The sequence below is a fragment of the Bdellovibrio sp. HM001 genome (assembly GCF_055397275.1).
The window spans coordinates 2,656,127-2,680,443 of sequence record NZ_AP029174.1 but is presented as its reverse complement, the minus strand read 5'-3'; the positions used below and the strand labels follow the sequence as shown (position 1 = coordinate 2,680,443).

The 24,317-nt window shown below is 50.3% G+C and carries 25 protein-coding genes; 15 read left to right on the top strand and 10 right to left on the bottom strand.

What is annotated here, in order from left to right; all coding sequences use genetic code 11:
- The first annotated feature begins 34 nt into the window (after positions 1 to 34).
- Positions 35 to 691: an AlkZ-related protein gene (locus ACZ5ZZ_RS12680; RefSeq protein WP_464139739.1), complete on the top strand. Its 657-nt coding sequence runs from the start codon at positions 35 to 37 to the stop codon at positions 689 to 691.
- Here ACZ5ZZ_RS12680 and ACZ5ZZ_RS12675 read toward each other — a convergent pair.
- Entirely contained in the window at positions 688 to 1,302 is a 615-nt protein-coding gene (locus tag ACZ5ZZ_RS12675; protein WP_464139737.1) for a hypothetical protein, read from the bottom strand. The genes ACZ5ZZ_RS12680 and ACZ5ZZ_RS12675 overlap by 4 nt on opposite strands.
- 293 nt (positions 1,303 to 1,595) lie before the next feature.
- Here ACZ5ZZ_RS12675 and ACZ5ZZ_RS12670 point away from each other — a divergent pair, with 293 nt between their 5' ends.
- The 3 genes from ACZ5ZZ_RS12670 to ACZ5ZZ_RS12660 all read left to right on the top strand — a co-directional run bounded on the left by ACZ5ZZ_RS12670 (position 1,596) and on the right by ACZ5ZZ_RS12660 (position 4,400).
- Positions 1,596 to 2,744, top strand: coding sequence for a CapA family protein (locus tag ACZ5ZZ_RS12670; RefSeq protein ID WP_464139735.1), 1,149 nt, complete (start codon positions 1,596 to 1,598; stop codon positions 2,742 to 2,744).
- A gap of 34 nt (positions 2,745 to 2,778) precedes the next feature.
- Positions 2,779 to 3,273: a Cys-tRNA(Pro) deacylase gene (ybaK, locus tag ACZ5ZZ_RS12665; protein WP_464131571.1), complete on the top strand. Its 495-nt coding sequence runs from the start codon at positions 2,779 to 2,781 to the stop codon at positions 3,271 to 3,273.
- A gap of 83 nt (positions 3,274 to 3,356) precedes the next feature.
- A complete protein-coding gene (locus ACZ5ZZ_RS12660; protein ID WP_464139733.1) occupies positions 3,357 to 4,400 on the top strand; it encodes an NAD(P)-dependent alcohol dehydrogenase in 1,044 nt (347 codons plus the stop codon).
- Here the strand turns inward: ACZ5ZZ_RS12660 and ACZ5ZZ_RS12655 are convergent.
- On the bottom strand, positions 4,397 to 5,170 hold the full coding sequence (locus ACZ5ZZ_RS12655) for a protein-glutamine glutaminase family protein (RefSeq protein ID WP_464139731.1): 774 nt from the start codon (positions 5,168 to 5,170) through the stop codon (positions 4,397 to 4,399). The two genes, ACZ5ZZ_RS12660 and ACZ5ZZ_RS12655, sit on opposite strands and share 4 nt — an antisense overlap.
- A gap of 116 nt (positions 5,171 to 5,286) precedes the next feature.
- On the opposite strand from ACZ5ZZ_RS12655, the gene ACZ5ZZ_RS12650 reads away from it, so the two are divergent.
- Both ACZ5ZZ_RS12650 and ACZ5ZZ_RS12645 read left to right on the top strand, forming a co-directional pair.
- Positions 5,287 to 7,002 carry a sensor histidine kinase gene (locus tag ACZ5ZZ_RS12650; protein WP_464131567.1) on the top strand — a complete coding sequence of 572 codons (1,716 nt, stop codon included), beginning with the start codon at positions 5,287 to 5,289 and terminating at the stop codon, positions 7,000 to 7,002.
- 48 nt (positions 7,003 to 7,050) lie between these two features.
- On the top strand, positions 7,051 to 7,677 hold the full coding sequence (locus tag ACZ5ZZ_RS12645; protein ID WP_464131565.1) for a LuxR C-terminal-related transcriptional regulator: 627 nt from the start codon (positions 7,051 to 7,053) through the stop codon (positions 7,675 to 7,677).
- 51 nt (positions 7,678 to 7,728) lie between these two features.
- On the opposite strand, the gene ACZ5ZZ_RS12640 is transcribed toward ACZ5ZZ_RS12645, so the two are convergent.
- A complete protein-coding gene (locus ACZ5ZZ_RS12640; protein ID WP_464120359.1) occupies positions 7,729 to 8,262 on the bottom strand; it encodes a YceI family protein in 534 nt (177 codons plus the stop codon).
- Between the two features lie 96 nt (positions 8,263 to 8,358).
- Between ACZ5ZZ_RS12640 and ACZ5ZZ_RS12635 the strand changes: the two genes are divergently transcribed.
- Positions 8,359 to 8,718: a GNAT family N-acetyltransferase gene (locus ACZ5ZZ_RS12635; protein ID WP_464139729.1), complete on the top strand. Its 360-nt coding sequence runs from the start codon at positions 8,359 to 8,361 to the stop codon at positions 8,716 to 8,718.
- Positions 8,708 to 9,808, top strand: a complete 1,101-nt coding sequence (locus ACZ5ZZ_RS12630) for a PrpF domain-containing protein (protein WP_464139727.1) — start codon at positions 8,708 to 8,710, stop codon at positions 9,806 to 9,808. The genes ACZ5ZZ_RS12635 and ACZ5ZZ_RS12630 overlap by 11 nt, the downstream gene beginning before the upstream one ends.
- A gap of 3 nt (positions 9,809 to 9,811) precedes the next feature.
- Here the strand turns inward: ACZ5ZZ_RS12630 and ACZ5ZZ_RS12625 are convergent, their stop codons facing one another.
- The gene (locus ACZ5ZZ_RS12625; protein ID WP_464120363.1) at positions 9,812 to 10,303 is read right to left on the bottom strand and encodes a hypothetical protein; all 492 of its coding nucleotides are present in this window, start codon (positions 10,301 to 10,303) and stop codon (positions 9,812 to 9,814) included.
- A gap of 117 nt (positions 10,304 to 10,420) precedes the next feature.
- On the opposite strand from ACZ5ZZ_RS12625, the gene ACZ5ZZ_RS12620 reads away from it, so the two are divergent.
- The 3 genes from ACZ5ZZ_RS12620 to ACZ5ZZ_RS12610 all read left to right on the top strand — a co-directional run bounded on the left by ACZ5ZZ_RS12620 (position 10,421) and on the right by ACZ5ZZ_RS12610 (position 15,012).
- Entirely contained in the window at positions 10,421 to 12,118 is a 1,698-nt protein-coding gene (locus ACZ5ZZ_RS12620) for an NAD-dependent malic enzyme (RefSeq protein WP_464131561.1), read from the top strand.
- A gap of 75 nt (positions 12,119 to 12,193) precedes the next feature.
- A complete protein-coding gene (locus ACZ5ZZ_RS12615) occupies positions 12,194 to 14,071 on the top strand; it encodes a sensor histidine kinase (protein ID WP_464139725.1) in 1,878 nt (625 codons plus the stop codon).
- A 32-nt stretch (positions 14,072 to 14,103) separates the two neighbouring features.
- Complete coding sequence (locus ACZ5ZZ_RS12610; RefSeq protein ID WP_464139723.1) at positions 14,104 to 15,012, top strand: hypothetical protein; 909 nt, start codon at positions 14,104 to 14,106, stop codon at positions 15,010 to 15,012.
- Here the strand turns inward: ACZ5ZZ_RS12610 and ACZ5ZZ_RS12605 are convergent.
- Both ACZ5ZZ_RS12605 and ACZ5ZZ_RS12600 read right to left on the bottom strand, forming a co-directional pair.
- Positions 14,999 to 15,484 carry a methylated-DNA--[protein]-cysteine S-methyltransferase gene (locus ACZ5ZZ_RS12605; protein ID WP_464131555.1) on the bottom strand — a complete coding sequence of 162 codons (486 nt, stop codon included), beginning with the start codon at positions 15,482 to 15,484 and terminating at the stop codon, positions 14,999 to 15,001. The genes ACZ5ZZ_RS12610 and ACZ5ZZ_RS12605 overlap by 14 nt on opposite strands.
- The gene (locus tag ACZ5ZZ_RS12600; protein WP_464131553.1) at positions 15,465 to 16,934 is read right to left on the bottom strand and encodes an Ada metal-binding domain-containing protein; all 1,470 of its coding nucleotides are present in this window, start codon (positions 16,932 to 16,934) and stop codon (positions 15,465 to 15,467) included. Before ACZ5ZZ_RS12600 ends, ACZ5ZZ_RS12605 begins: the two co-directional genes overlap by 20 nt.
- A gap of 190 nt (positions 16,935 to 17,124) precedes the next feature.
- Between ACZ5ZZ_RS12600 and ACZ5ZZ_RS12595 the strand changes: the two genes are divergently transcribed.
- From ACZ5ZZ_RS12595 to infA, 4 genes are all read left to right on the top strand, one after another.
- Positions 17,125 to 17,730: an HdeD family acid-resistance protein gene (locus ACZ5ZZ_RS12595; RefSeq protein WP_464139721.1), complete on the top strand. Its 606-nt coding sequence runs from the start codon at positions 17,125 to 17,127 to the stop codon at positions 17,728 to 17,730.
- Positions 17,731 to 17,856: 126 nt separating this feature from the next.
- The gene (locus ACZ5ZZ_RS12590; protein WP_464120373.1) at positions 17,857 to 18,654 is read left to right on the top strand and encodes a trypsin-like serine peptidase; all 798 of its coding nucleotides are present in this window, start codon (positions 17,857 to 17,859) and stop codon (positions 18,652 to 18,654) included.
- Positions 18,655 to 18,968: 314 nt separating this feature from the next.
- Positions 18,969 to 19,298 carry an RNA recognition motif domain-containing protein gene (locus ACZ5ZZ_RS12585; protein WP_464120374.1) on the top strand — a complete coding sequence of 110 codons (330 nt, stop codon included), beginning with the start codon at positions 18,969 to 18,971 and terminating at the stop codon, positions 19,296 to 19,298.
- 64 nt (positions 19,299 to 19,362) lie between these two features.
- On the top strand, positions 19,363 to 19,584 hold the full coding sequence (infA, locus tag ACZ5ZZ_RS12580) for a translation initiation factor IF-1 (protein WP_262555574.1): 222 nt from the start codon (positions 19,363 to 19,365) through the stop codon (positions 19,582 to 19,584).
- A gap of 106 nt (positions 19,585 to 19,690) precedes the next feature.
- Here the strand turns inward: infA and ACZ5ZZ_RS12575 are convergent, their stop codons facing one another.
- The 4 genes from ACZ5ZZ_RS12575 to ACZ5ZZ_RS12560 all read right to left on the bottom strand — a co-directional run bounded on the left by ACZ5ZZ_RS12575 (position 19,691) and on the right by ACZ5ZZ_RS12560 (position 24,308).
- Positions 19,691 to 20,260, bottom strand: coding sequence for a DUF2239 family protein (locus ACZ5ZZ_RS12575; protein ID WP_464120375.1), 570 nt, complete (start codon positions 20,258 to 20,260; stop codon positions 19,691 to 19,693).
- The gene (locus ACZ5ZZ_RS12570; protein WP_464139719.1) at positions 20,257 to 21,483 is read right to left on the bottom strand and encodes an MFS transporter; all 1,227 of its coding nucleotides are present in this window, start codon (positions 21,481 to 21,483) and stop codon (positions 20,257 to 20,259) included. The genes ACZ5ZZ_RS12575 and ACZ5ZZ_RS12570 overlap by 4 nt, the downstream gene beginning before the upstream one ends.
- 68 nt (positions 21,484 to 21,551) lie before the next feature.
- A complete protein-coding gene (locus ACZ5ZZ_RS12565) occupies positions 21,552 to 22,913 on the bottom strand; it encodes a cytochrome c biogenesis ResB family protein (RefSeq protein ID WP_464131543.1) in 1,362 nt (453 codons plus the stop codon).
- Positions 22,914 to 22,919: 6 nt separating this feature from the next.
- Positions 22,920 to 24,308 carry an ammonia-forming cytochrome c nitrite reductase subunit c552 gene (locus ACZ5ZZ_RS12560; protein WP_464120381.1) on the bottom strand — a complete coding sequence of 463 codons (1,389 nt, stop codon included), beginning with the start codon at positions 24,306 to 24,308 and terminating at the stop codon, positions 22,920 to 22,922.
- Between the last annotated feature and the right edge of the window lie 9 nt (positions 24,309 to 24,317).

The following is a 24,317-nucleotide window of genomic DNA, read 5'->3' as shown; positions in this document are numbered from 1 at the left end:
TGCCCGGTCCTGGGCAGAGTTCTAAGATTTCCTTATGAGCTCAAACAAGAAAAAAGCCAAAATGATTGCCGCCATCAATGAACGCGGATGCCTGCTGGTGTATCCTCTGGAAAACCGTAAAGAGCCCGCCAGTCTTTGGAGTGAGCTCTATCCGCGCACGAAGATGCGTTGGGAGTGGGATCAGGACGGTGACAATCGAGTGGCAGAATTGTGGGTGTTGCGAGAGGAGCTGTCGCGCAGTGAAGAGGTTGTTTACGCCAAATGGTTTCGCAACCGGGCGACCTTCTTTTCAAAGGAAGTCTTTGTCCACCTGCTGGCGTGGCTGGGCAGTTCGCAAGGTCGCGTGAATCTGCCTCGCAGCAGTCAGGAGGCGCTGGACAGCTTCCTGCAGGATTCCCCGCAAAGCACCAAGATCATCAAAGAAAATCTGGGCTGGCAGGGGAAGATGATGGAAAGCCATTATAATCGGGCCATGAAACCCCTGTGGAATTATCTTTTTTTGGTGGGCTATGGAGAAGTGCAGGATTCCAGCTTTCCGTCGTTGAATATGGCAGCCACTCAAAATCTGTTTGAAGACCTGTGGCTCGAATCGCAGGAACTGGATGCGGCTTCAGCGGAATCGTTCCTGCGTAAAAAGATGGGTCCGGATAATTTATTCTTTAAATACGCTCAGAAGCTGGTCAAAACCTAAGGGGCATACCAGCAGCGTGGACGTTCCTGCTCCAGAAGCCCGGCAATCATCGTGTCCAAACGGCACTGGGCGCTGGGATAGAAGGTTTCATGCAACTCCACTTTATCCACCACAGTCAGATCCGGTGTGTGATAGTCGGTTTCACCGCCACCGCTGGCAAGCTGGCGGAAGAAGATGCGTTCCACTTCTAAAGCCTGAAATCCACGGAAGCAATTGTACAGTTCTTCCGGGGAAGAGAACTTCTGGCGACACAGATTTTCTGTATAGGCGTTGGGTGCCTGCACAGGCTGGAACTCAGGAATATATTTGAAAACTCGCTTGATACAGGAGCGGGTGGCAAAATAGTCGGACTGTCCTTCGGTGGAAGCTCGAGTGTTGTCGGTTTTTCTTTTGTAAGGGGCGCCACCAATGCCATGCCCCAGTTCATGACAAAGAGTCATAGCCACTCCATCCGGAGTCATTCCGGGCATGCGGGCATATCCACCAAATAAAAACAGAAAATGCTCAGTCAGACCCTGGGAGTCCGTGTAAGCACTGTAAGATGCGTGACGGTCGTTTAAATCCCACCAGAAGTTGGGTAGCTGTGGACTGGGGGGACGATTGATGTTCAATCGGGCATTTTGCTTTGCCAGTTCGGTGGAAAACTCTGCTTGGAAGGCCTGACTGATAACTTGAAATTGTTCAAGGCTGATCTGCGCCTTTGCAGGAAGTGTTGTGCTGAAAAACCAATAGTGCCAGTAGTGCCAGGAATTGCCAGAGTGTGTATTTCATGCCCCTTCTTTTAACAGATAGCTTTGGAAAGTCCCAGTGGGTGGGCGTTTTTTACAAGAACTGTTTATTGTTTTTCTTCAGTGTGCGATGCGCTTTTTTGCCTCTGCCGCTAAAACCGTCAGAATAAGGTCTTATGAAAAAACAAATCATCTTTTTAGGACTTCTGGCGTGGTTTCTATTGAAAGTCCTGAGCGCACACGCTGCAGGGAATGATGTTCGTTTTATGACGGAATGCGAACCCGGGCAGGAACGGATCAGCCTGTCTTTTGTGGGGGATATACTGGTGCATGAGGCTCTTTATCGGGCGGTGGTGAAGGGGACTCAAAACTTCAGTCAGATTTGGAGACACACGGACAGCCTGATGACCAAAGCCCATTTTTCAGTGGGCAATCTGGAAGGTCCTGCTGCGATGGGTGTGGATCGCCGGGGGCGTGATCATGGGGATGTGGGATTTGTCTATGACGAAGTGGTGTACTCGGGGTCTAATTTTTCCTTTAACTATCATCCGCGTATTCTGAGGGATCTGCAAAGATCGGGATATGATCTGTTGACCGTGGCCAATAATCATTCTTTGGACCGGGCTTCGTTGGGAATTGATAAGACCATCGATGCGGCCCGGGCGATTGGACTTCCGACTGTGGGGATTCGCAAAGCTTCGGAGCGAAATGCGCCGTTTTATGAAGTTGTCTCTGTCGGCGGTTTACGTGTGGCCTTCTTAGGATGCACCGAGATGAGCAATGGTCACAGCGATAGTAAAGACCAGCTTCTGTTCTGTTACAAGGCCCCCGAGAAAATGGTGGAGCTGATTCGCGACATCTCCTCACGCTCTGATGTGGATGCTTTGATTCTACTGCCGCACTGGGGGCAGGAATATAAACATACCCCGGACTCCCGCCAAAAAAGTTACGCCCGCAAATATCTGGAGGCCGGAGCCACGGCGATTATCGGATCGCATCCCCACGTTTTGCAACCGTGGGAAAAGTATGTCACCAAGGACGGTCGCGAAACTTTGATTGCGTATTCTTTGGGAAACTTCGTGGCCGGACAGGCGGGGGTGGCGCGAAAGACCGGTGTGGTGGTTTATCTGGGGCTTGTGAAAGAAGGAGGGCGAGCCCGGATTTTTGGAACCGCCTATACCCCCACTTATCGTGAAGGCACCGAGATCTGGCCGGTGACCAAAAATAAAGAGGCTCTGGAGCATGCCGCCTCTTTGTTTGGCAGTGAAAGACGGTTGTCGCCCGATGGAGCCTTGATGAATTTTCTTTGTCAGAAGAAAATGTGATGATCGACGGGTCAGCCGGGTGTAGAGTTTTGGCATGAACGACAAGGATAAGTTTCCCACCACGTTGGCAATTCGCGAACTTCTAAAATATCAGGTCAGCTATGAAGGACACCTTTTTCAGTATCAGGAAAAAGGTGGAACCGCACATTCCTCAAAAGAGCTCGGGGTCCCCGAGCACAGTGTGATCAAGACGCTGATTATGGAAAATGAAAACAAAGAGCCGCTGGTGGTTCTGATGCATGGGGATCGACAAGTTTCAACGAAGCAGTTGGCGCGAGAACTGGGGGTGAAAACCATTTCTCCCTGCAAACCTGAGGTGGCAGATCGTCATTCGGGGTATCAAGTGGGGGGGACTTCCCCGTTTGGGACCAAAAGAAAAATGCCAGTATATATGGAAAAAACCATATTGGATCTGGAGCTCATCTATATCAACGGTGGCAAAAGAGGCTTTTTGGTTTCCATGAAGCCGCAGGAAGTGGTTCGAGTTCTGCAACCGACGTTGGTGCAAGTGGGTGTTCAAAGCTCTTGAATCCCTGTATCCCGACACTTGATCTTGTTTGCCTGGTGCGGGGTCTTTAAAATCCTCTGTGAATATCATCACAGGAGGAGTCTATGAAAGCGGTCCGCTTTGTCGGAGTGGGAAAACCTGCGCAAATTGTTGAATTGCCAAAACCAGAGCCCAAAGCGGGGGAAGTGCTGGTGAAAATCGGTGGGGCGGGTGTGTGTCACTCTGACCTTCACGTTCTTCACAGCGGGATTGGGATTGAACATTCTTTTACTCTGGGACATGAAAATGCAGGATGGGTGGCGGGTACCGGTGCGGGAGTCCGTAACTGGAAGGAAGGTGACGCCGTTGCGATCTATGGGCCCTGGGGATGCGGCCACTGTCACGCATGCATGCAGTCTTATGAAAACTATTGCGAAAACTGGAAGCCGGGTCAGGCCTATGGCGGTGGCTTGGGCGCAGACGGGGGAATGGCTGAATACATGCTAATCCCGTCAGAACGGTTGTTAGTTTCTCTGGGAAACTTGAAGCCCCAGGATGCAGCCCCTTTGAGTGATGCGGCCCTGACGCCTTATCACGCCATCAAGCGGGCGTTGCCACTTCTGACCCCTGAGGCCACTGCTGTGGTGCTGGGGGTTGGAGGATTGGGCCATATGGCTGTGCAACTGCTCAAGTGTCTTTCCGGCGCCCGCATTGTGGCTGGGGATGTGGACGACGCCAAGTTGGAGATGGCCAAAAAAATGGGGGCCGATCTGGTGGTAAACACGAAGAACGAGGATGCCGCGGAAAAGATTCTTAAATTCACCGGGCCTCGCAAGGCGGCCTTGGTTCTGGATTGTGTGGGAGTCCAACCCACAGTGACCTTGGGAAGCAAGATCGTAGGTATGAACAGTCATTTCACAATCGTGGGACTGGGGGGAGGCAAGCTCATCATGGATGGAGGCGCCTCAGTGCCGTTTGGCTGCATGGTCAGCACTCCTTACTGGGGGTCTCGTGCAGAGTTGATGGAGGTTCTGGCTTTGGCTGAATCGGGCCGCATCCACGCCGAGGTCACTCACTTCAAACTGGATGAAACTCCTGAGGTTTACAGAAAGCTTGATGAAGGAAAAATACGTGGTCGCGCTGTGATCGTGCCAGAGGCGAATTTTTAGTATCCGCCTTCGTCGAACATCATCATGCGCTCTTCGTTGCGTTGAAGCTCAAACCAGTATTGGTCTTCGCCATCGGCGCTTTTGTTGCGAACCTTGTATTCGCGCAGAGTGTCTTTGATCGATTTATTGAAAGAGTCATCTTTAAAGTTGATGCGAAGGCGGCCTCGTTCATCAAACTGGGAGGCCGGGGTGAAACGCAACTGCACTTTCATTTTTGGATTGTGCTGAGTCATGGAAGCCTGCCATGCGCTGACGGGGACGGCGCTTTTTTCTAGCGACGGATCCAGAATGTATGGGATCAGTTTGTTATCCTTTTTTACCAGAACCGCTGGAGCCACATGATACTTCCACTCGACCGTGGTTCCGGTTTTCGTGGGATTCGGGCGGCGCAGGCGTGGTGATTCGTTTTCATCAACAGAAGCGAAAACTTTTATAGGTGTGATACCCTTAAGTAACATCAGGCGTGACATTTCATGGGCCCTCTCTTCGCAGCCCGCGATGGAAAACTCGAAGGGGATATCGCCGTTGGATTTAAGTTCCTGAAAAAGTTTCTGTGCTTCTTTTTCCGTCAGGACAGACACATTATCGCTTTCCAGTTTGGTGGTGCGAGATGGGACTTGAGTCAGTTTCGAAGAATCACACTGAACCGACTGTTGCGCGTTCAGGTGGCGCAAGGTGGAGTCCAGGCTGGTGGCAAAGGACTTTAGATCATCAGCTGCGCGGGCGCTCAAAGAACTAAACAAGACAAAGATAAAAAAGACTTTAATCATGATGAATCTTATCGGCGCTTTGCTCCCCAAACATGACCAAGTCGAGCCGGAACCCCGCGAGGAAGATTTGAGCAGAAAGAAATTGCACTCTTTGTATGGACAGCTATCATCTCCTAATGACTTTGGTCCTGATTTACTTGTCCACAGCATTGAGCTTTCTTGTTTGCACGGTCTATGCCACTCGCTCTTGGTCCTATCGTCGCTCTTATTCTCACGGGTTGATTTTCTTGATCGAGGCCACCTATGCCATGTGGGCGTTTTCGCTGATCAGCGTGTTTGCTATTGAGACCATGTCATTTAAGGTCTTCATGACTCATGCTCGTCAGTTGATGCTGCCTTTGATCTGTCCTGCCTGGACGCTGCTGACTCTCGCTTTGTTCTTTCCGGACTTCTCAAATCGCATGCGACGGCATCTGCACTGGATTTTTCTGCTGCCAGTGATCGTGATTGCCGGGAATGTTCTGGCGATGCTGGGGTTTTCGTTTGCTGAGAAGTGGATTTTCTATGACTTCCAACTTGTGCCGGGCTTGAGTGGCTTGGTCGACTTCAAACGAGGGCTTCTGCTAAAGACTTCCTTTGCCTACAACACACTCTGTGTGGCTGCGGCTTTTGGAATTTCATTCTATGCCTTTGTGACTTTGCAGGGGCGTCGCAGGCTGTATGCGCTGGTGCTGATGCTGGCGGGCACCTGGCCGACTTTTCTAGAGGCGTGGGCTCGAATGGTTCCTTCGGAGACGATCCCTTGGGCTCAGTTGACGGTGCTGGGTTTGTGGCCCTGCGTATGGGGAATGCACTTTGCGGCCAGCCGGGTGGATTTGCTGGAGATTGTCTCTTTGGCGCAGCAGAAGGTCTTTGAACATCTGCCCAGCCCCGTGGTGACACTGAATACGCGGGGGGAATATTGGGATGCCAATCTTGCCGCGAAAAGATCTTTGAAGCTGCAGGAAGATTGGCGGGGCAGGTCCGCCGCTAAGATTCCTGTGCTGGATGCGATCGCAAATACGGTTGGAAAATATAAAATAGCGGATCGTAGTTATCAGGTGATTCGTCACACACTGGATTTTCACGGAGGCGAAAGTCAGGCACAGATTTTCGTACTCAATGATGTGAGTGAGCTTGAAGAAAGCAATAAGACCCTGCGGGACCTGAATGGTGCCATCTTGCAAATGACCCGCTTCAATAAAAAAGTCCAGACGGTGCTGGCACATGATCTCAGTGGTGCACTTTCCGGGGTGCAGATTCTTTTAAACGGCGTGATCCAGAAAATGCAGGGCACGGAAAATATAAACATGCTGCAGGCTTTGAACCGGGCCAGTGAAGCCAATAAGTCTTCGCTAGCGTTATTGCAGAATCTGCTGGCCTGGAGTTACGAGGAAGAAAACTTCCACAAGGTAGGGCTGAAAGAGAGAGTTCACACCGCCGTGGCTCAGCTTTCACCGCAAGTTCTGCAAAAAAATATCACCTTGAACATCGATTTGCCAGAGCAGGATGTGGCATTGACGGGATCGGGGAAAGTGGTCGAAGCCATTATTCGAAATATTCTGTCTAATGCGGTGAAGTTCAGTCCGGTGGGGGGGCAGATCGACATTCAATGGGAGCAAATGGATCGCCATGTGGAACTGATCATTCAAGATCAGGGACCGGGGATTTCAGAAGAGTTGATGCGCCAGTTGTCGGACCCGACCGCCTCCATCACCGCTCAGGGAGAGGGTTTTGGTCTGGGACTTCGATTTACGACGGATTTCGTAGCCCAAATGGGTGGTATTATGGAGTTAAAGAATCACCGTCCCACTGGAACTCGGGTTTCGGTCAAGTTTCCTTTATTTGTTTGACCGTAACCTCGCAGAACGAAATAGTTAATTGGGAGTAATGTTCTATTTATGTCAGAAAAAACGAAAGTTTCCTTTTATATCGTAGATGATCATCCTGTTACTCGGCATGGATTGCGCGTTTCTCTGGAGTCAATGTCAGATGAAATGGTTTGCCGTGGTGAAGCGGGCAGCGCTGAAGAGGCTCTGAAATTTTTTGAAGCGGGCAGTGCCGACATCGTGGTTCTGGATCACGCCTTGCCGGGGAAGTCCGGCTTGGATTTGGTGACAGAGCTTCGTCAGAAGGCGCCACATGTGCGTTTTGCTTTGTTAACTCAATGTGATGATGCGGGCGTGCTGGCTCAGTATCAGAAGCTGGGTGTGCGAGTCATGATGGCAAAGACCTCTGCCAGTGAAGTTTTAAAGGAGGCGATTCAAAGCCTGCTTAACGAGCGCATTTATATCTGCCCGGCGATGAGAAAACTTTTGGAAGAGCCACGCCTGACCTCGGTGCTGACGCCAAGAGAGATTGAAGTCATCCGCATGATCGCTCAGGGGAAAACCAACAAAGAAGTGGCTTTGGTTTTGGGATGCTCTGAACACACTATCAAGACCCACAAGACCAACGTGATGAGAAAGTTGAATCTTTCCAATGCCGTTGAAATCAGCGTCTGGGCTTTGAAGCGAAATTTGGCCTAAGGCGAAAGGCGGCGGAACACCCGAAGGTTTTCCGCCGCCAGTTCCTGTCTGTTAAACTTTCTTAGCAAACTGCAAATCCAATGAAATAGCGACGTCATCGCCGACCAACACGCCTCCCGCTTCCAGGGCCGCATTCCAGCTTAAGCCGAAATCTTTGCGTTTGATTTTTGTCGTCGCGGAAAAACCAATTTTGATGTTGCCATAGGGGTCTTTCATTTCCGCAGAAGGGCCTTCCACTGCCAGTACGACTTCTTTGGTGACACCATGAATGGTCAAGTCTCCAGTGACCTTCAGGTCCTCACCATCTTTTTCAACGCGAGTCGATTTAAAGTTCAGGGTCGGATATTTTTCGACATTGAAGAAGTCAGCACTTTTTAAGTGTGTGTCGCGTTGGGCTTCGCGGGTGTTGATGCTGGCGGCATCAATGACAGCTTCGATGGATGACTTGGTCACATCGGCGGTGTCCAGTAGCAATGTGCCAGAAAGTTTTTCGAACCCGCCATGGACTTTGGCGATCATCATGTGTTTGATGGAAAAGTTCACGCTGGAGTGAGCCGCATCGATAGTGAAAGTGGTTTGAGCCATAAAATTCCTCCTTGGGAAGTGGTTGTTTATGGGTCTATGATGTCACTTTCTTGATTGTTGCGTAAGGGCACATTAATGCAATATATTGTTGCAATAATGGCACTAATCAAGTGTACTGACTCAAGCTACGATCAGGGCATCGGAGGAACTATGAAAATCGAGAATATTCTTAATCAAAAATTCACCGTGCAAGTGACCGGAGGGGAGGCTCGCCTATTGTATCGTCGTGGGCCTGAAAACTCATTGGATTTGTACTCCACTCAGGTGCCGGTGGAAGCTCGCGGTCAGAACATTGCTGAAAAACTTGTGTTGGAAGCTTTGAAGTTTGCCCAAGATGAAGGTGTGAAGGTGATCCCGACTTGTCCTTATGTGCATCGCTGGTTTGAGAAACATCCAGAGGAAGCTGGACGTCTGCTGAAGCCTTTGTCTGAAACGAGACCCTCTCATGGCTCTTAAGTCCTTACCTGCCGTCTATATGAGAGGCGGCACCAGTCGGGCTCTGGTCTTTAAAAAAGAAGACCTGCCGGCAGATCAAGCTCAGTGGGATGGGATTTTTTTGTCCGCTCTGGGAAGTCCGGATGCCTACGGACGACAACTTGATGGTATGGGTGGGGGGATTTCCTCTTTGTCCAAAGTGTGCATCCTTTCACCTTCACAGCGCCCCGAAGCTGATGTCGATTATACTTTCGCGCAGGTGTCTGTGCATGAAAGTAAAGTGGATTACAAAGGCAACTGCGGCAATATCAGTTCCGTGGTGGGGCCATTTGCTCTTTCCCAGGGCTGGTGCCAGGCCTCCGGCGAAGAGGCGTGTGTGCGCATCTTTAATACCAACACCCAAAAAATCATTCATTCTTATTTTCCTGTAAAAGACAAGCAGCCGATTTATGAAGGGGAGCTACAGATTCCCGGTGTTTCAGGAAGTGGCGCCCCCATACGCCTGGAGTTTCAACGCCCTGGAGGAGCCACCACCGGACGGCTGTTCCCGACGGGGAACAAGTCAGAGCCCTTGTCCTATCTGGGGCAACAGGTGGAGACCTCCATGGTGGATGCTGCCAATCCTGTGGTCTTTGTCAGAGCGGCAGACGTCGGTGTTTCCGGTTTTGAATCTCCGGAAGAGCTGGCTTCTCATAAATCGGTTCTGGCCGGACTTGATGAACTTCGGCGGCAGGCGGCCGTGGCTATGGGACTTGCTGCGGACCTGGAAGCAGCAAAAGACTTGGTCTCGGTTCCCTATGTGGGATTGGTCAGTCCTTCCCTGGATGGCACTGCCAGCTTCAATATGCGGGTGATTGCGGGGGGACAGCCTCACAAGGCACTGCCATTGACGGTGTCATTATGTGCCGCTGTTGCGGCGCGAATCCCTGGCACATTGGTGGCGGATCTTGCCACAACGGTCTCAGATGAAATTCGTATTTCAATGCCTTCGGGGGTCCTGACACTCAGTGCGAGAGTCGAGGAAAAAGACGGGCAGTGGGAAGCTGTGGGGGGAAGTTTCTTTCGTACAGCACGACCCCTGTTTGCCGGAGTCGTGTTTTACCGAGATTAAATTTTAGTGGTTTTTGCGAATCACGCGGATGGCGTGTTGCATGCCGAACTCATACACCTGGTCTGGAGACAGGCCAGGATCATTGCGATAAATCCAATCCGGATAGTACTGCACATAGTGCGTGCCCGCAAAAGTCATGGGCTGAGGCTCCATATTCAGGGCAATGCCGACAAGTTTTGAGCAGTAGGTTTTGTTGTTGTTCCAGACAAATTTATAATCAAAAGGCAGACCCATCTGTGACATCAACGCGTCTTCATTGACCAGGGAATCAGGAATTTCAATCTGGATATGCCCCAGGTTGCCCCCAAGGTGGGCGATGGGCAGACGACGTCCACCGGCACGAGTGTCGGCCTCGTAAGCGTAACCTTTGTATTCCAGGATGACGTGGAACAGAGGCTGAGGAACATTCGGGTTGCTGTAAAAGTGCAAAACGGCGGCAAAGCCATTAGCAGAGAAAAGCAGAGCTGAAATGAGGATAAAAAGACACTTTTTCATGCCCCACTTCAATAGACCTGTGTCTGCGCTTTGGCAAGAACTAAGACGCCCTGGGCTCTGTCTTGCTTATGATGAAAGCTAGGAGTAGGTTCAGGCCATCATCCCAAAGGAAGTCTTGTGGAAACTGATAATAAATACAATCGCCCGGTCTATATTCCTTACTCCGGAACGGTGTTGTTAGAGATGTCACTTTTAAATAAAGGAACGGCTTTCTCTGATGAAGAGCGCAGTCATCTGAATTTGCATGGCTTGGTTCCACAAACGATTGAAACCATAGAAGAGCAGGCCGAGCGTGTTTATTCTCAGTACCGTCTGCTCAAGGCTGATATCGACAAGCACATCTATCTGCGCAACCTTCAGGACACCAATGAAACCCTGTTTTATCATCTGGTCGTGAATCACCTCAACGAGATGATGCCCATCATCTACACGCCAGTGGTGGGTGAGGCCTGTGAGCATTTTTCTGAAATCTACCGTGCGTCCCGTGGGCTATTTATTTCCTATCCAAACAAAGACCGCATTGATGAAATGCTCAGAAACGTGACCAAACAAAAGGTCAAAGTGATTGTTGTCACCGATGGCGAGCGCATTTTGGGTCTGGGGGATCAGGGGATTGGCGGCATGGGTATCCCGATCGGGAAACTCTCCTTGTACACGGCTTGTGGTGGTATCAGCCCGGCCTACACCTTGCCTTTGGTGCTCGATGTAGGCACGAACAATCAGCAGTTGCTGAATGATCCGTTGTACATGGGGTGGCGCCATCCCCGGATCACAGGACAAGAGTACGAGGATTTTGTGGATGCCTTTGTGCAGGCGGTGAAGCGTCGTTGGCCGAACGTGCTTTTGCAGTTTGAGGATTTTGCCCAGAAAAATGCGTCGCCGCTTCTGCGCAAGTACCGTGATGAAATCTGCTGTTTCAATGATGATATCCAGGGAACCGCTGCGGTGACGTTGGGAAGTCTGATTGCAGCCAGTCGTGCGGCGGGTGGTAAGCTGCGGGATCAACGTGTGGTCTTCCTCGGTGCGGGGTCTGCGGGCTGTGGCATTGCGGAACAAATTGTCTTGCAGATGAAGCAGGAAGGACTCAGTGATAGCGAAGCCCGCGCGCGAATTTACATGGTGGACCGCTACGGTCTTTTGACCGACAAAATGCCAAACCTTTTGGATTTCCAGTCGGCCCTGGTACAGAAACATCAGGATATTGCCCATTGGGAAACGCAAGGGGATGAGATTTCTTTGCTCGAAACTGTGCGCAATGCACGTCCCACAGTTTTGATCGGGGTTTCGGCTCAGCCTGGGCTGTTTACTGAGGAAATCATTCGCACGATGCATCAGCACTGTCCGCATCCGATCATTATGCCGCTTTCAAATCCGACCTCTCGTGTGGAGGCGGTTCCAGCTGACATCCTCAGATGGACTGACGGGGCGGCCTTGGTGGCCACGGGCAGTCCTTTTGTGCCGGTTCAGCATGGTGACAAAGTGTACCCCATTGCTCAATGTAACAACTCCTATATCTTCCCGGGAATTGGCCTGGGGGTTTTAGCTTCGGGGGCTCGCCGTGTGACGGATTCCATGCTGATGGCTGCCAGTGCGGCCTTGGCGGATTGCTCTCCACTGGCGCAGAACGGGGTGGGTGCCTTGTTGCCGGACTTAGGTGATATCGAGAAAGTGTCCCGCTTGATCGCCTTCAGAGTTGGCAAAGCGGCCCAAGCCGATGATGTGGCATTAAAAACGACGGATGAAGAGCTTCTGAGTGCGATTGAGAAGAACTACTGGTATCCGATCTATCGCACTTACAGGCATGCGTCTTCCTAAGTGACGAAGGTGGACTCAGGCTTCGTCGGGACCATATCTTGACTGTTGCTTGTGGGCCACCGGATAATTAGATGCATGACAAAACTTGGCGCCCTTTTGCATGTTCTGATTAGTGCCTGTCTGCTGTTTTTCTCGCATGATGCCAGTGCTACGGACATCACCTCGCAAGTTCGTTGGGGAGAAGCGCCCTCTTCGATGACGGACCCTCTGCAGGTCAATTACGTTCAATCCGGACAGAGTGAAATCAATCGTGGTTATACTCCGCTGAACCAGTGGATGCAGATAAATCTGCGCAATGATGAAAGTCAGGCCGTGGAAAAGCTTCTGCTTTTTGATTCTCCGTTGGTCGGGAAACTGCGATTGTACAAAGAAGGACAGTTGCACGAATCTCCGCTTCTGTCCGGTCCTGGGTATTCCTTGCCCCAGCGACAATATCCCTTTCGTTTGGGCGCCTATCTGCTAAAGCTTGAGCCTGAACAGGAAGTTCGACTTTATGTGCAGCGGGACGCTCACCATGCCCTGAATACCCGTGTTTTTCTAAAAGATCCCCAGGAAGCAGCCCGCGACGAAGTGCAGGCCAAGATGATTTTCTATTTCTATCTGGGCGGTATTTTTGCCTTGGTGGTTTATAACCTTTTGATGGGTTTGGTGACCCACCAGAAGGATCATCTAAGTTATTCACTTTTTGCCGCCAGCTTCGGAGCCACCGCACTGGTTTTGCACGGGGTGGTGGATACCTATATCTGGCCCGAGGCGCCCTTTATTTTTTCCAATTATCTGATGTTCTTCTCGTCATTAACCTTGTTTGCCGCCAGTCTTTTTGTGGGGCGTTTTTTGAACATCAAAAAAGACTTTGCTGTGGGGTACTGGGGTGTTCGCCTGTTCCAGGCCCTGTCAGCAGTGACAATGGTGGCAAGTTTTTTTGCCCCTCAACAGCGAGGTTTGTTCTTCTTCGGGTACTGGATTGATCTGTCCATTGCGACGGGGATTGTGTTTTTTGTCTACTGCGGCTTTTATTCACTGTATCGCCAGGGCAACCGTTTGGCGCGATTCTTTTTGTTCAGTTGGCTGGTGGTTTTGCTGGGGACCTCGGTGTGGCTGGCCTCTTTTCACGGATTGGTGCGCAATAACACCTGGACACAGTATTCATTGTTATTCGCAAACCTGGGGGAAATGCTGATCCTGTCTTTGGGTTTGGCCTATAAGATCAAAGTTTTAAATGAAGAAAAGATGCGGGCTCAGCAGGCGGCCGAAGACAAAGAACGCTATCATCGTCTGGTGCGGGTGCTATCCCATGATGTCGCCAATACCGTCTCAGGATTGATGTATCATTCAGAAATGTTGCAGGAATACTGCGCTGGTGAGGCGGAACAGCAGCATTTAAGTCGTATCACCAACTCCATCGAAAAACTGAACGGCATTCTGCGTTCTGTCCGTCAGGAAGAGATTTTTCAGACGAATCGAGCTCATTTGAATCTACAAACTGTGGAGCTGAGTCCTGCCTGCTGGGAGGCTTTGAATCATTACTCCTGGCAGATGGAGGAAAAGAAACTCTCAGTTCATGTCGATGTTCCGACGGGTGCTTATGTGCGAGCAGATCGGGCGGCGTTGATCAATCAGGTTCTTTCTAATCTGCTTTCCAACTGCATCAAGTTCAGCGAATCAGGGGGCTGTATTTCGCTGACAATGTCCGAAAGGCAAGGAGCCCTGGTGTTAACGGTGCAGGATGAAGGTGTCGGCATCCACGAAGAAGAATTAAACCACCTCTTCAAAGGGACACACCTTTTTTCGCGCTCGGGCACGGCTGATGAGCAGGGTTCCGGTATGGGAACCGCTTTGGTGATGGAATACATGAAACTTTTTGGCGGGGCTATCGAAGTGCAGTCCACCCATCGTAGCAAGAATCCTCAATCCGGCACCAGGGTTCATCTGATCTTCCCAAAGCCCGTTTGACCGGGGACCGTGTCCTGGGGCAGAATGCCCCTATGAAAATCAGCCGGCTGCTGGAGCAGCATCAAAAATTCGCAAGTCACGGATTGCCGGAAAGTTTCGGTGATGGCTACCTGATTCAACACAATCGCTTTTATCGATCCATTCGCAAGGCTGCAGAAAACTTTGGTTTTTCCTTCAGCAAAGAACGCAATGAATTCTACGAAGTGTTTCCTCTTTTGCAACTGGAAAGCCTTCTGCAGACCAAGGTGCTTCCCTACGTTGATAATGTTGGGGTTTTTGCCCAGCTTGCAAAAACACAGTTGGAATCCCTGACCTGGGAGGATCTGGAAGGCAACCTGAAAAAGAACTATGCTTTTCATGAAGCCAGTCATGCTGTGATCCGTACTTTGACGACCCGTCATTGGGGAGTCGGGCCGAGACCGGGAACTTCCCTGGATTCTCAGCGTGACTACGTGATGCGAATGCTGATTGAGGAATCCTGCGCCAACACCTGCGAGCTGTTAGGCGTCGCCGAGGCCTCTGATGCCGTTCATCGCATGCTGTATGAAATGAACTCTTATGTTTGCGAATTTGAAAGCCGCACCCATCTTAAAAGAGCCTTGGAGGAAATAGGGGTGATGGAGGTCAGCAGCTTTATGATGCTGGCTTATTTGCAGTCCAACTTCCTGCGGGAAAGCATTACTGATAAGGATTTGCTGCTGATGCTGGAACTCTCCGGCCTCGAGGGACTTGATGCCAAGCACGTGAAGACCCTGCGAGCCCTGGCCCGGGTGGCATTCAATTTAAGCGAGCGCTTCCGCTATCAGACCACAAGTTTTCATCTGCGACTGGCAGGAGTGCAGACTCCTTTGCAGGATCTGGTTGATTATCCGTTCCTGGAATCACTAAAGCGAAAACCTCATTTCCAAAGCGTAGTAAAAGACTGGGTCATTTTGCTTTAAGGACTTCTTGCTCTAAATTCAGCAGCCGCTGTTTGATTTTTAATCCGCCTGAATAACCGCCAAGCCCGCCATCGGTATTAATCACGCGATGGCAGGGAATAACAAGGCAAAGTGGATTCTTCCCGTTGGCTGTTCCGACGGCACGACTGGCCCGGGGGCTTCCCAGTGCCGTGGCCAGTTGTTTGTACGACCGAGTTTTGCCAAAGGGGATTCGTCGCAGCTCTTTCCAGACTTTCTTTTGAAACTCCGTGCCCTCGGGGGCTAGTGGAAGGTCAAATTCTTTTCGGGTTCCGGCAAGATATTCTTCAAGTTGATTTTGAGTCTGAATCAACACCATAGCCGCCGCACTGTTGGGGTCTTTCAGCAGGGGAACCGCGGATTTTTCCCAGAAGACACTGTGCAGGCCTTCAGAGGAGGCCACCAGATACAGGTCTCCCAGCAGAGTTTTAATTTTAAGTTGGGCTTTTTCCATGGCCTGATCCTTTCTTTCGGGAAGAACGTTTTGTCAGCTTGTGGGTGTAGTTTCTCCAGAACAAGGCTGCAAGATAGCCTTTCCAGGGACTGAACTGTTCCAGTTTTATTTTTCGATGTTTTTCCAGGGCGCGTGCCAGAATCAGATCTGTCGCAGGAAACGTGTCCGTGTGGCGCAGAACTTTTAAAGCCATATACTGTGCGGTCCACGGACCTATGCCACGAATCTTTTGGATGCTTTCCAAAAAATGATCCACGTCCTGAGTCGGTTGCAAAGAGATCTTCTTTTCAACCAGAGCTTTGGAAAAATCCAGCAAAGTCTGTTTGCGGGCCCCGGTGGTTTTCAGGGAACGCAGATCACAGGACAGAATATCTTCTGCTGTGGGGAAGAGTTTGATACGGGTGTTGTTCAGCACCAGGCCTGAATCCTTTCCGGCAAGATCAATCAGATCAGCGACCAAGGCGCGGCCCCTTTCGATACTGACCAGCTGTCCAAGGATGGCTGAAATCGCCACTTCGAAGGGGTCCCATCCCGAAGGCAGGCGAATGCCGGGATAGGATTTCAGCATTTTTTTGATGTCAGTGTCGGCTTCCAGACAGTTGGCAACAATCACGGGGTCTGAGTCCAGATCAAACTGATTGCGCACACGTGATATGATCGTGTGAATCACCGAAGTGTCAGGGGAATTGATTTCTACAAGCAAAGCAGATTTTTCCGGCTGATTGGAGATTGTGACCGTTCCCACCTTTCCGCCGATGGAAATCACCCGCAGCATTTTGTTGTCCGTGAACCACTCCAGTGAACCCATCCGGTGATTTTGATAAGAGTTCATCAGGCCATCGAAATCAAATGGCGGCCGGTAAGGCAGACTGATTCGCAGGGCTCCTGGGGGGGCACTTTTTTGCCGTCGAACCTCGCGCGGGGCCTTTTTGAAACGATCCTTGAAGGCATCATTGAAGCGGCGGATGGAATCAAAGCCTGCGGCAAAAGCGACCTCCGTGATGGGAAGCGAGGTTTCCACGATCAGTTGTCTTGCCAGATTCAGGCGGTTTTCAAAGGACAATTGTTTGGGGGTTTTGCCAATCTCTTCAATAAAAAGACGGCGCAAGTGTCTGGCGCTGACTCCGAACAAAGCGGCGAAGGCATCTTCATTGAATTCGATGCTTTCCTGGGAATTTAGAACTTTGACGGCTCTTTGCACGACTGCGGACTTTCCCACCCATGCGGGGGATTGGGGGGCGCTTTCCGGTCGACAGCGCAGGCAGGGACGATAGCCGGCTTTTTCCGCTTCCAGATGGGACTGGAAGAACTCCACATTTTCTTTTTTGGGTTTGGCCGGACAAATAGGGCGACAGTAGATCCCGGTGGTTTTGACGCCGACAAAGAACTTGCCGTCAAAACGTGGATCCCGGGCTTTCATGGCTTCATAGTAGATGTCGCTCTTCTTCATGGGGGCAGTATATCTCTGTTTTTGCAAAAAAGTGGCTATTTTCGGACATGATCGTTTTTTGATGAGAAGACATCGGCCGCCCTGGACCCTGATCTGTGACAGAGCAAAACTCTGTCAAGTTACTCACTTACCAGTCGGGAGCAGATTGATATAGTAAGGGCATCAACAAATTCGACAGCAGGAGGTCTTCATGAATCCATCAAATCGGATGATTTTTTTGGGAACAGTTATGCTTCTTCTGGGTATTGCGGCGGTGATCTTTGCCTCCGTTTCGACCTTGGCCTCGGTGGTATTCCTGGGTGCTGTTTTGGGTGTTGCCGGCGTTTTTGAAATCACCTATGGGGTTCAAGGGCGCAAAGATGGAGAACTGTGGCCTCACCTGGGATTGGGTATTCTGTCGCTGGCGTGTTCGTTCCTGATAGTGCGTAACCCGATTGAAAACACGTTGGGGCTGACTTTGCTTGTCAGTTTTCTTCTGCTTGCCTCGGGCCTGACAAAGTTGATTGGTTCGTTAAGTGAACGCACGCCGGGGTGGGGCTGGATGGCCGTCAGTGGAGCCACGTCATTCCTGCTGGGCAGTATAGTGCTTCTGACTTTTCCAGCATCGGCTTTCTGGACAATAGGAACTTTTGTGGGAGTGGATCTGATCCTGGTGGGACTGAGCTTTATCGGCATGGGTGTTTCAGTGAAAAAGATAAAACAAGAGCTTCGTTCTGCCGGACAAAGCTGGCGAAAAAGCACCTACCGGGCCCCGCATGAGAGAGACAGAGATCAGGACTCTGAGTTGCATCCTTAACTTCGAATGTTCGATTTTTATATTCGATCAAACCTGCGTCTTATCGTTGCAGGGTCAGTTTTATTCTAGACAAAATCTTCGTGAAAAATAATGTTGCTACAAATTTTTTTACGGAGGTTTTTGAAAATGAAAGTTCTGAATGTGGTTCTTGGATTGTGGCTGACTGCCAACGTGGCGCAGGCGGAAATCTGCGGAAAAACTGATGACCGAGTTCCTTCCTTTGATCCCAAAGTCGGGAGGCTGGTCAAAGAAGGTGCAACGTCTGGGTGTGGAGCGACACTGGTGGGTCCAAACTGTGTCATCACGATTGGTGAGTGCGCTCAGAATCGTGATTTGGTGGAGTTTAATGTTCCAGCTTCGGTTGCCGGGATTTCTCAGATGTCATCTTCTGAAGATGTTTATTACGTGGACAAAAGTGCGACCGTGTTTAAGCGTGGTGGGATTGGCAGTCAATGGGCTGTTTTGCGTTTGCTTCCAAACAAAGTTACGCAAAAGAATGCGGGTGATGTTCAGGGCTTCTATCGCCTGGCTGAAAAAAAATCTCAGAACGGGGACCCTATTCGTGTCGTTCAATACGCTTACGCATTGAATGACATCTACGATATCCGTCAGGGGAATATGCCTGCCAGTCAATATCCAGAAACCATGCACTTTGCACAGCAGGTGTCCCGCGGGAAACTGGTTAAGGCCGGTATCTTCCTGATTCCTGAAATCATTGAACACGATGCTGACACCTCTTATGGCAGCTGGGGGGCTCCAGTGATCAATGAAAAGACCAATGAAGTTGTCGGAATCAACACCCATGGTGGTTGCAGAGCCGATTATATGGTCAAAGTCGGTGCTCGCTACACCAACTCGGGAACCTCTGTAACAGGCTCTAGTGAATTTAAACGCGCGATCGCTGCGTGCCTGGCCGGAAAATAGCCTCAGCCAGTTGAGGAAGACTTCAAACTGAAGGTGGAGTTCTCTGTGAGGCGGACACGAGCTTGATGCGTGCAAAGGCAATGGGTCCGTCTCACTTATGATGTGTCAAAGGTCTAAAGACTTGTCTTGAATGTTCGTCAAAAGCTCTGTGTTGGATCTGAGCGGTCTTTTTAATATAAAGTTCAATTAACGGTTTTAGCTATATCTATCTAGTCCTCGATGTGTTCTACTGCATGTACATAGTCGTTCACACAGTTCATTAGATGCCCTTTTGTCTTCTGCGAATGGCCCCAAGCTTTTTAAGGAGGCACAAAATGGGAAAAAAATTATACGTAGGCAATTTATCTTTTTCGGTTAGCTCTGATCGTTTGACAGAGATGTTTTCTGAAGTTGGAACAGTTGATTCTGTGAATATCATCACAGATCGCGATACTGGTCGCAGCAAAGGCTTTGCTTTTGTTGAGATGTCCTCAGACAGCGAAGCCCAATCTGTTATTGAAAAACTTAACGGGATGGACTGTGAAGGTCGCGCGATGAATATCTCTGAAGCCAAACCTCAAGAGCCACGTTCCGGTGGCGGTGGTGGCGGCGGCTTCCGTCGTAACAACAACAGCTGGGGTTCCAGCAACCGTCGTTCTTACTAGTTTTCCAGACAGCGTCTAATTCAAGGCCGGTGTCATGCCGGCCTTGTCATTTTCAGGGAGGACCATGGCTAAAGATGATTTGGTTATGATTGATGGGAAAGTATCGGATCTTTCCGGTGGTGGAGTGTACTTCATAACGCTCGAAAATGGTGTCGACATCAGAGCGCGCCTGTGCGGGAAAATGAAAAAATTTAAGATCAAGGTTGTCGTCGGCGACCGCGTCACCGTCGGGGTGTCCCCGTACGATCCAACGCACGGTCTTATCACTCATCGTTTCAAAGCTTAAATTTTCATTCAGAACAAATACTGCAAAGAAAGACCTGAAGGAATATAATACTGAAGGTCTCTCCGAGCATCGTCGGGGTTTCAACGTACCCACACCTTTCACAATTTTAAAATGCGTTCTTTGCAAGTTTTGACGTGTGTTTTTTGATATCAGCGGGCCAGGCGGCGATTCTCTTTTCAAAACTTTTTTCATCGCCGGCGTAAAGGGCTCGCAGAGCCTCTTCATAGTCAGGCAGGTCTCCGGCCATGGCCTGCATGAATTTGTAAGTGGATTCCTGAGCTTGTCGGATGAGATCCTTAGAGGCGTTTTTCTTTTTTGCTTCTTCAATGAGTTTACGCAAAGTCACTGATGCGCCGCCGGGCTGTAGGGCCAACCACTCCCAGTGATGAGGCAGTAACGTGACTTCTTTGGAAACCACGCCCAATTTCGGACGTCCCGGTCCCGCCTTTTTTTCTTGCGGCTCCAGCATTTTTTCCAGGCGTCGGGCAACAGCTTCCGCCGTGCCACGCAGATCCAGCTCGATCTGGGCGCTGGTGACATCGTCAAAGATCAGAATCTGTGCCTTGTGATCATTCAGGAAGCTTTTCACTTTTAAGGCCACTTCCTGAATATCCCCTGTGGCGATGATTTTATGGTTTGCAAAGGCCGTGCAGGGCCGGTTGGGTTGTGGTGTCACGGGGACTCCCTTGTTGCGGATTTGAGTTTTTCAACGGCTCGATTGATAAAGAACATCATTGCAAGAATCAGCAGTCCCAGAACCACCATGATGTAGCCGATCACTTCAAAGTGCCGGATCATCCCGGAGCTTTCCTGTACCACGATGGCGCCGGCAATAATAGCTCCCAAACCGCCTGCCAGTTGCTGCAGCGATGAGCTGACGGACATAAAAGATCCCCGATTGGCCGGAGAAGGAATGGCCGACATCAACGTCTGCGACGGGATCATGCGAGAAAAAATACCCACGAACATGGCAACATTCACGATGATCACCAACCATAGCGGAGTGGTTCCCAGGTGAGTGTAAATCATCACCATGACAGAGCTCACGATCGTACCAAAGAAAAAGACCTTCATGCCCCCGTAGGTGTCACTGACTTTCCCAATCAAGGGCCCAATCAAGATGGAAGCCAGGCCTGTGATCATATAAATCATCGGGAGCTTTTCCATGCTGATCCCCAGGTTGTTGACGGTGAAAGCGCTGGCAAAAGGCATGATCATAAAGCCTCCGATGGACAGCAGGGCCGTTGCCAAAAAGGGCAGGGCATATTGTCGGTCCGTCAGGGTGTGCCACAGATGCAGATAAGCCTTCTTATCCACCTGCAAAGTCAAATGACCGGTGATGGGTTGTAGATATCGCCAGATAAAAACACCTGCGATCCCGCTGATAGCAACGATCATCAGGAAGGGGGCATGCCAACCCCAAAGATTGGAAAGATAAAGTCCGATCGGCAGGCCAAGGACTTGGCTTGCGGCAAATGCCGTTTGCATAAAACCCATGACTCGTCCACGTTGCTCCAGCGGAAAGATATCAGTCATGATGGCAAACGAAATAGAGCCGATGACGCCGCCAAAGATACCCGTGACAATTCGGGCCGTCAGCAGCAGCGTGTAGTTCGGGGCCAGGGCACAGAACAAGGTGCCCAGAGTGAATCCGACATAGAAAAACAAAAGTAACTTCTTGCGATCAAAGCGATCGGCAAAACCTGCGGTGAACATGCTGGAGGCCGCGGCACTTATGGCGTAAGCCGACACCACCGTTCCGAACTGCGCTGCCGTGATCTTAAGGGCTGGCATCAATAAGGCCCCCAAGGGGGACAAGATCATGAAGTCCAAAATAATTGTGAACTGCAGAAATGCGAGCAGGGCGATGACAAATTTCTGATAACCTGTGAACTTCATAAAAGGACCTTCCTTCAAGGAAGGATATTACCCGGGTAAAATAAAAAGTCAATATCACCCGGGTAATATTATTGAGGGGCAGGTCTTTTTTTTCTGAAATAGAATAGAAGAACGACCCCCAGGCACATAATCAATGATCCTGAATACTTCCAGATTCGTCCCGGATCATGATTCACTGACAAGATCGAGGCCCGCGCCTGGCCGGTGGGGGAATCCTCAAAGCTGGCCTGGTACAGATAAAATGATTTATATTTTAAAGGCTCATTCATGGAAATCAGGGCTTTTTCATTTTCGCCATAGTGAACTTCGCTTTGATAGGCCATGGCTCGCATGGTGCCCGGATAATCGGATTTTTTAAAGTTGGCCAAAGAGATATCAAACCCCAAGGGTACGCGCTTATTTGTGTATGCGACCAAGTACACCCATTCGTCTGTAAAGACTTTCACATAGTCATTCAGGATCAGATAACTTTCCTGTCCGTTATGCCGGACTCGAACCGCAGGGCGGGTGTTGGGAGTCGGGCGCTCTAGCGCTTTGACTTCGTATTTTTGCTGAGCTTTGGGGAAATAGCGAAGTGCCTTCAGTTCCAGCCCCATCCAGCCAGTCGCAAGGGTTTGTCCTTCTTGCAGCTGCCCTTTCTTAAAAGGATTGGAGCTTTCCCTGTTGTACAGCGCATAGTGCAGGGTTGTATCCTGCTTTTGGAAAAGTCGAATTTCATTGATTTCAGGTGTTCGCTCCCAAAGGCCGCCCATGGTGATCAGGACAGGGCCCACTTGTTTTTCGGCCCGTTCAAAAAGATTGCGTTGGATCAGCCAGTCCACTTCGCTGACATTGGCATTGGAAAGTTGATAGCGGATGGCGGCACCACTTTGTAAGTTTGGTGATTCCTCGACTTTGATTTGCGCTTGCCCATAATCGATGGATTCCAACAGCTCAAAGCTGAGTCCCTTTGCTTTAATAAGATATGGATGCTGGGGTGTGATGGGTTTTTTCAGAAAATTAACATCTTCGCGGAAGACCTGCTCATAGCTGTCCCCATTGCGCGAACGATAGACTATCAACTCGGTGTCTTGCAGGGTGACTTCCCTGACGGGTTCTCCCGACCGGGGCAGGCGAATGGTGCCATCAATTCCAAAGAACTGAGTCAGTACAGATCCATAGAGAATAATGATGATACCGACGTGAGCAAAAATAAAAGCCGCGTGGTGGGGCTTCCAGGGCCAGCGATCCACCATGACCGCAACCAGGCTGAGTGTCAGCAACCCCAGAGTAAGATACATCCAGACTGAGTTGTACACCAGATTCTTGGCGGTCCAGGCGTCGTAACGGGCCTCCACTAGGGTGCCCACGGATATCAGGACCGCCAGCATGGCAATGATGACCACTGCCAGTTGAAGTGAAGCGAAGAACTTAAGGACAGATCGAAACACCAGAACCTAATTTCCAGCCACTTTGCTTCTGCGAAGTTCAGCCACAAGCTTTTGTCCCTCGCGTACTTTCTCGATGGAAAGTCCCAGGATGCGTGCGGATTCCTGAGGTGCGTGGAAGCCTGAAGAGTTTTCGGCTTCAACGAAATCAAACAGGAATTGGGCTTCCTTCTGCAGGGCGCGGGCCTTGGCCAGTGTGGCGTTCGGAGTTTTCTTCAGATCCACATCTTTGAACTCCTTCAGGTCGTTGATAAAGTCCACCAGTGCATCAAAGGCCACATTGCGCAGTTGAATGTGACGATCTTGAATGGTTTCCACCCGGGACTTCAGCTCGTTTTCGGGAACGTTGTGGCAAGTCTGGCAGGCTTTGTTGATGTTCAACAGTGGGCTTTGCACATGATGGTCCGTGATTTTCATGGCGCCGACACGTTTATAAGGCATATGGCAATCCACGCAGGCAACACCCGCACGAGCATGAGTGCCCTGATTGAACATTTCAAACTCAGGATGCTGGGCTTTGAGAACTTCCGCGCCGGTCATGGCATGGACCCAGTCCTTATGACCATCTTCTTTGTAGTATTCCATGATTTGGTCAGCCTTTAAGCCCTTGGCCCACGGATACACCAGGCGCTTGTCCGGACCTTTAAAGTAGTACTCAACGTGACACTGGCCGCAGACGAATGTGCGCATCTCCTGACGAGAGGCCATTTTGTTCACGTCATATTCTTTAATGCCTTCTTTGGCTTTCACGGCCTTGATGCCTTCCATGAAAGCCGGGCGGGTCACACGCAAAGCCATCGTGGAAGGGTCATGACAATCGATGCAGGATACGGGATGTTTGACGGAATGAACGATGTCTTTGTAGGGAATCTTGTTCATTTCCTCAAAACCCTTGGTGATGTCGCCCTGACCCAGTTTTTTATAAAGCGTGTACAGGGATGCGTGACAGTTCAGGCAAGTGCCGGGTTGTTTCGTCACGTTTTGACGTTCTGTGAACATCTGATCGATCAGCATATAGGCATGACCACGTTCCTCGCGGAAGTCTGTTGCAAACGCGTATCCTGCCCACATGATTTTCAGGCGAGGATCCTCGTCCAGCTTTTGCGTGGAAACCTTGTCCCGGGGATCTTTATCTGTCGGGATGTGTGGGAAGGCTTCAGAGCCACCATATTTGGTGTGAGTCATGTCTGCGGTTTTCATGTAAGAGTCATACTGATGAGGGAAGTTTTTGCCCCAGACAGCCGGATCGTCAATTTCGTCGTTGATTTCAACCACACGGTAGAAAGGATTCTTCCCTTCGGATTTTCTTTCAAAGATATTTACCAGGAGTGCGGTGACAAGGACGGTGGCAATAGCAGCGCCACCAACGGCCAGAAACATCCATTTATTTTTGTTCATAGTCGAACT

What these genes read in the sequence shown, in the direction of transcription:
- ACZ5ZZ_RS12630 (WP_464139727.1), top strand. Translation starts at nt 8,708, where the DNA reads ATGGCTCTTAAGTCCTTACCTGCCGTCTATATGAGAGGCGGCACCAGT.
- ACZ5ZZ_RS12585 (WP_464120374.1), top strand. Translation starts at nt 18,969, where the DNA reads ATGGGAAAAAAATTATACGTAGGCAATTTATCTTTTTCGGTTAGCTCT.
- ACZ5ZZ_RS12645 (WP_464131565.1), top strand. Translation starts at nt 7,051, where the DNA reads ATGTCAGAAAAAACGAAAGTTTCCTTTTATATCGTAGATGATCATCCT.
- infA (WP_262555574.1), top strand. Translation starts at nt 19,363, where the DNA reads ATGGCTAAAGATGATTTGGTTATGATTGATGGGAAAGTATCGGATCTT.
- ACZ5ZZ_RS12640 (WP_464120359.1), bottom strand. Translation starts at nt 8,262, where the DNA reads ATGGCTCAAACCACTTTCACTATCGATGCGGCTCACTCCAGCGTGAAC.
- ACZ5ZZ_RS12660 (WP_464139733.1), top strand. Translation starts at nt 3,357, where the DNA reads ATGAAAGCGGTCCGCTTTGTCGGAGTGGGAAAACCTGCGCAAATTGTT.
- ACZ5ZZ_RS12680 (WP_464139739.1), top strand. Translation starts at nt 35, where the DNA reads ATGAGCTCAAACAAGAAAAAAGCCAAAATGATTGCCGCCATCAATGAA.
- ACZ5ZZ_RS12570 (WP_464139719.1), bottom strand. Translation starts at nt 21,483, where the DNA reads ATGAAGTTCACAGGTTATCAGAAATTTGTCATCGCCCTGCTCGCATTT.
- ACZ5ZZ_RS12600 (WP_464131553.1), bottom strand. Translation starts at nt 16,934, where the DNA reads ATGAAGAAGAGCGACATCTACTATGAAGCCATGAAAGCCCGGGATCCA.
- ACZ5ZZ_RS12625 (WP_464120363.1), bottom strand. Translation starts at nt 10,303, where the DNA reads ATGAAAAAGTGTCTTTTTATCCTCATTTCAGCTCTGCTTTTCTCTGCT.
- ACZ5ZZ_RS12605 (WP_464131555.1), bottom strand. Translation starts at nt 15,484, where the DNA reads ATGGAAAAAGCCCAACTTAAAATTAAAACTCTGCTGGGAGACCTGTAT.
- ACZ5ZZ_RS12650 (WP_464131567.1), top strand. Translation starts at nt 5,287, where the DNA reads ATGACTTTGGTCCTGATTTACTTGTCCACAGCATTGAGCTTTCTTGTT.
- ACZ5ZZ_RS12560 (WP_464120381.1), bottom strand. Translation starts at nt 24,308, where the DNA reads ATGAACAAAAATAAATGGATGTTTCTGGCCGTTGGTGGCGCTGCTATT.
- ACZ5ZZ_RS12635 (WP_464139729.1), top strand. Translation starts at nt 8,359, where the DNA reads ATGGCACTAATCAAGTGTACTGACTCAAGCTACGATCAGGGCATCGGA.
- ACZ5ZZ_RS12655 (WP_464139731.1), bottom strand. Translation starts at nt 5,170, where the DNA reads ATGATTAAAGTCTTTTTTATCTTTGTCTTGTTTAGTTCTTTGAGCGCC.
- ACZ5ZZ_RS12590 (WP_464120373.1), top strand. Translation starts at nt 17,857, where the DNA reads ATGAAAGTTCTGAATGTGGTTCTTGGATTGTGGCTGACTGCCAACGTG.
- ybaK (WP_464131571.1), top strand. Translation starts at nt 2,779, where the DNA reads ATGAACGACAAGGATAAGTTTCCCACCACGTTGGCAATTCGCGAACTT.
- ACZ5ZZ_RS12610 (WP_464139723.1), top strand. Translation starts at nt 14,104, where the DNA reads ATGAAAATCAGCCGGCTGCTGGAGCAGCATCAAAAATTCGCAAGTCAC.
- ACZ5ZZ_RS12595 (WP_464139721.1), top strand. Translation starts at nt 17,125, where the DNA reads ATGAATCCATCAAATCGGATGATTTTTTTGGGAACAGTTATGCTTCTT.
- ACZ5ZZ_RS12670 (WP_464139735.1), top strand. Translation starts at nt 1,596, where the DNA reads ATGAAAAAACAAATCATCTTTTTAGGACTTCTGGCGTGGTTTCTATTG.
- ACZ5ZZ_RS12615 (WP_464139725.1), top strand. Translation starts at nt 12,194, where the DNA reads ATGACAAAACTTGGCGCCCTTTTGCATGTTCTGATTAGTGCCTGTCTG.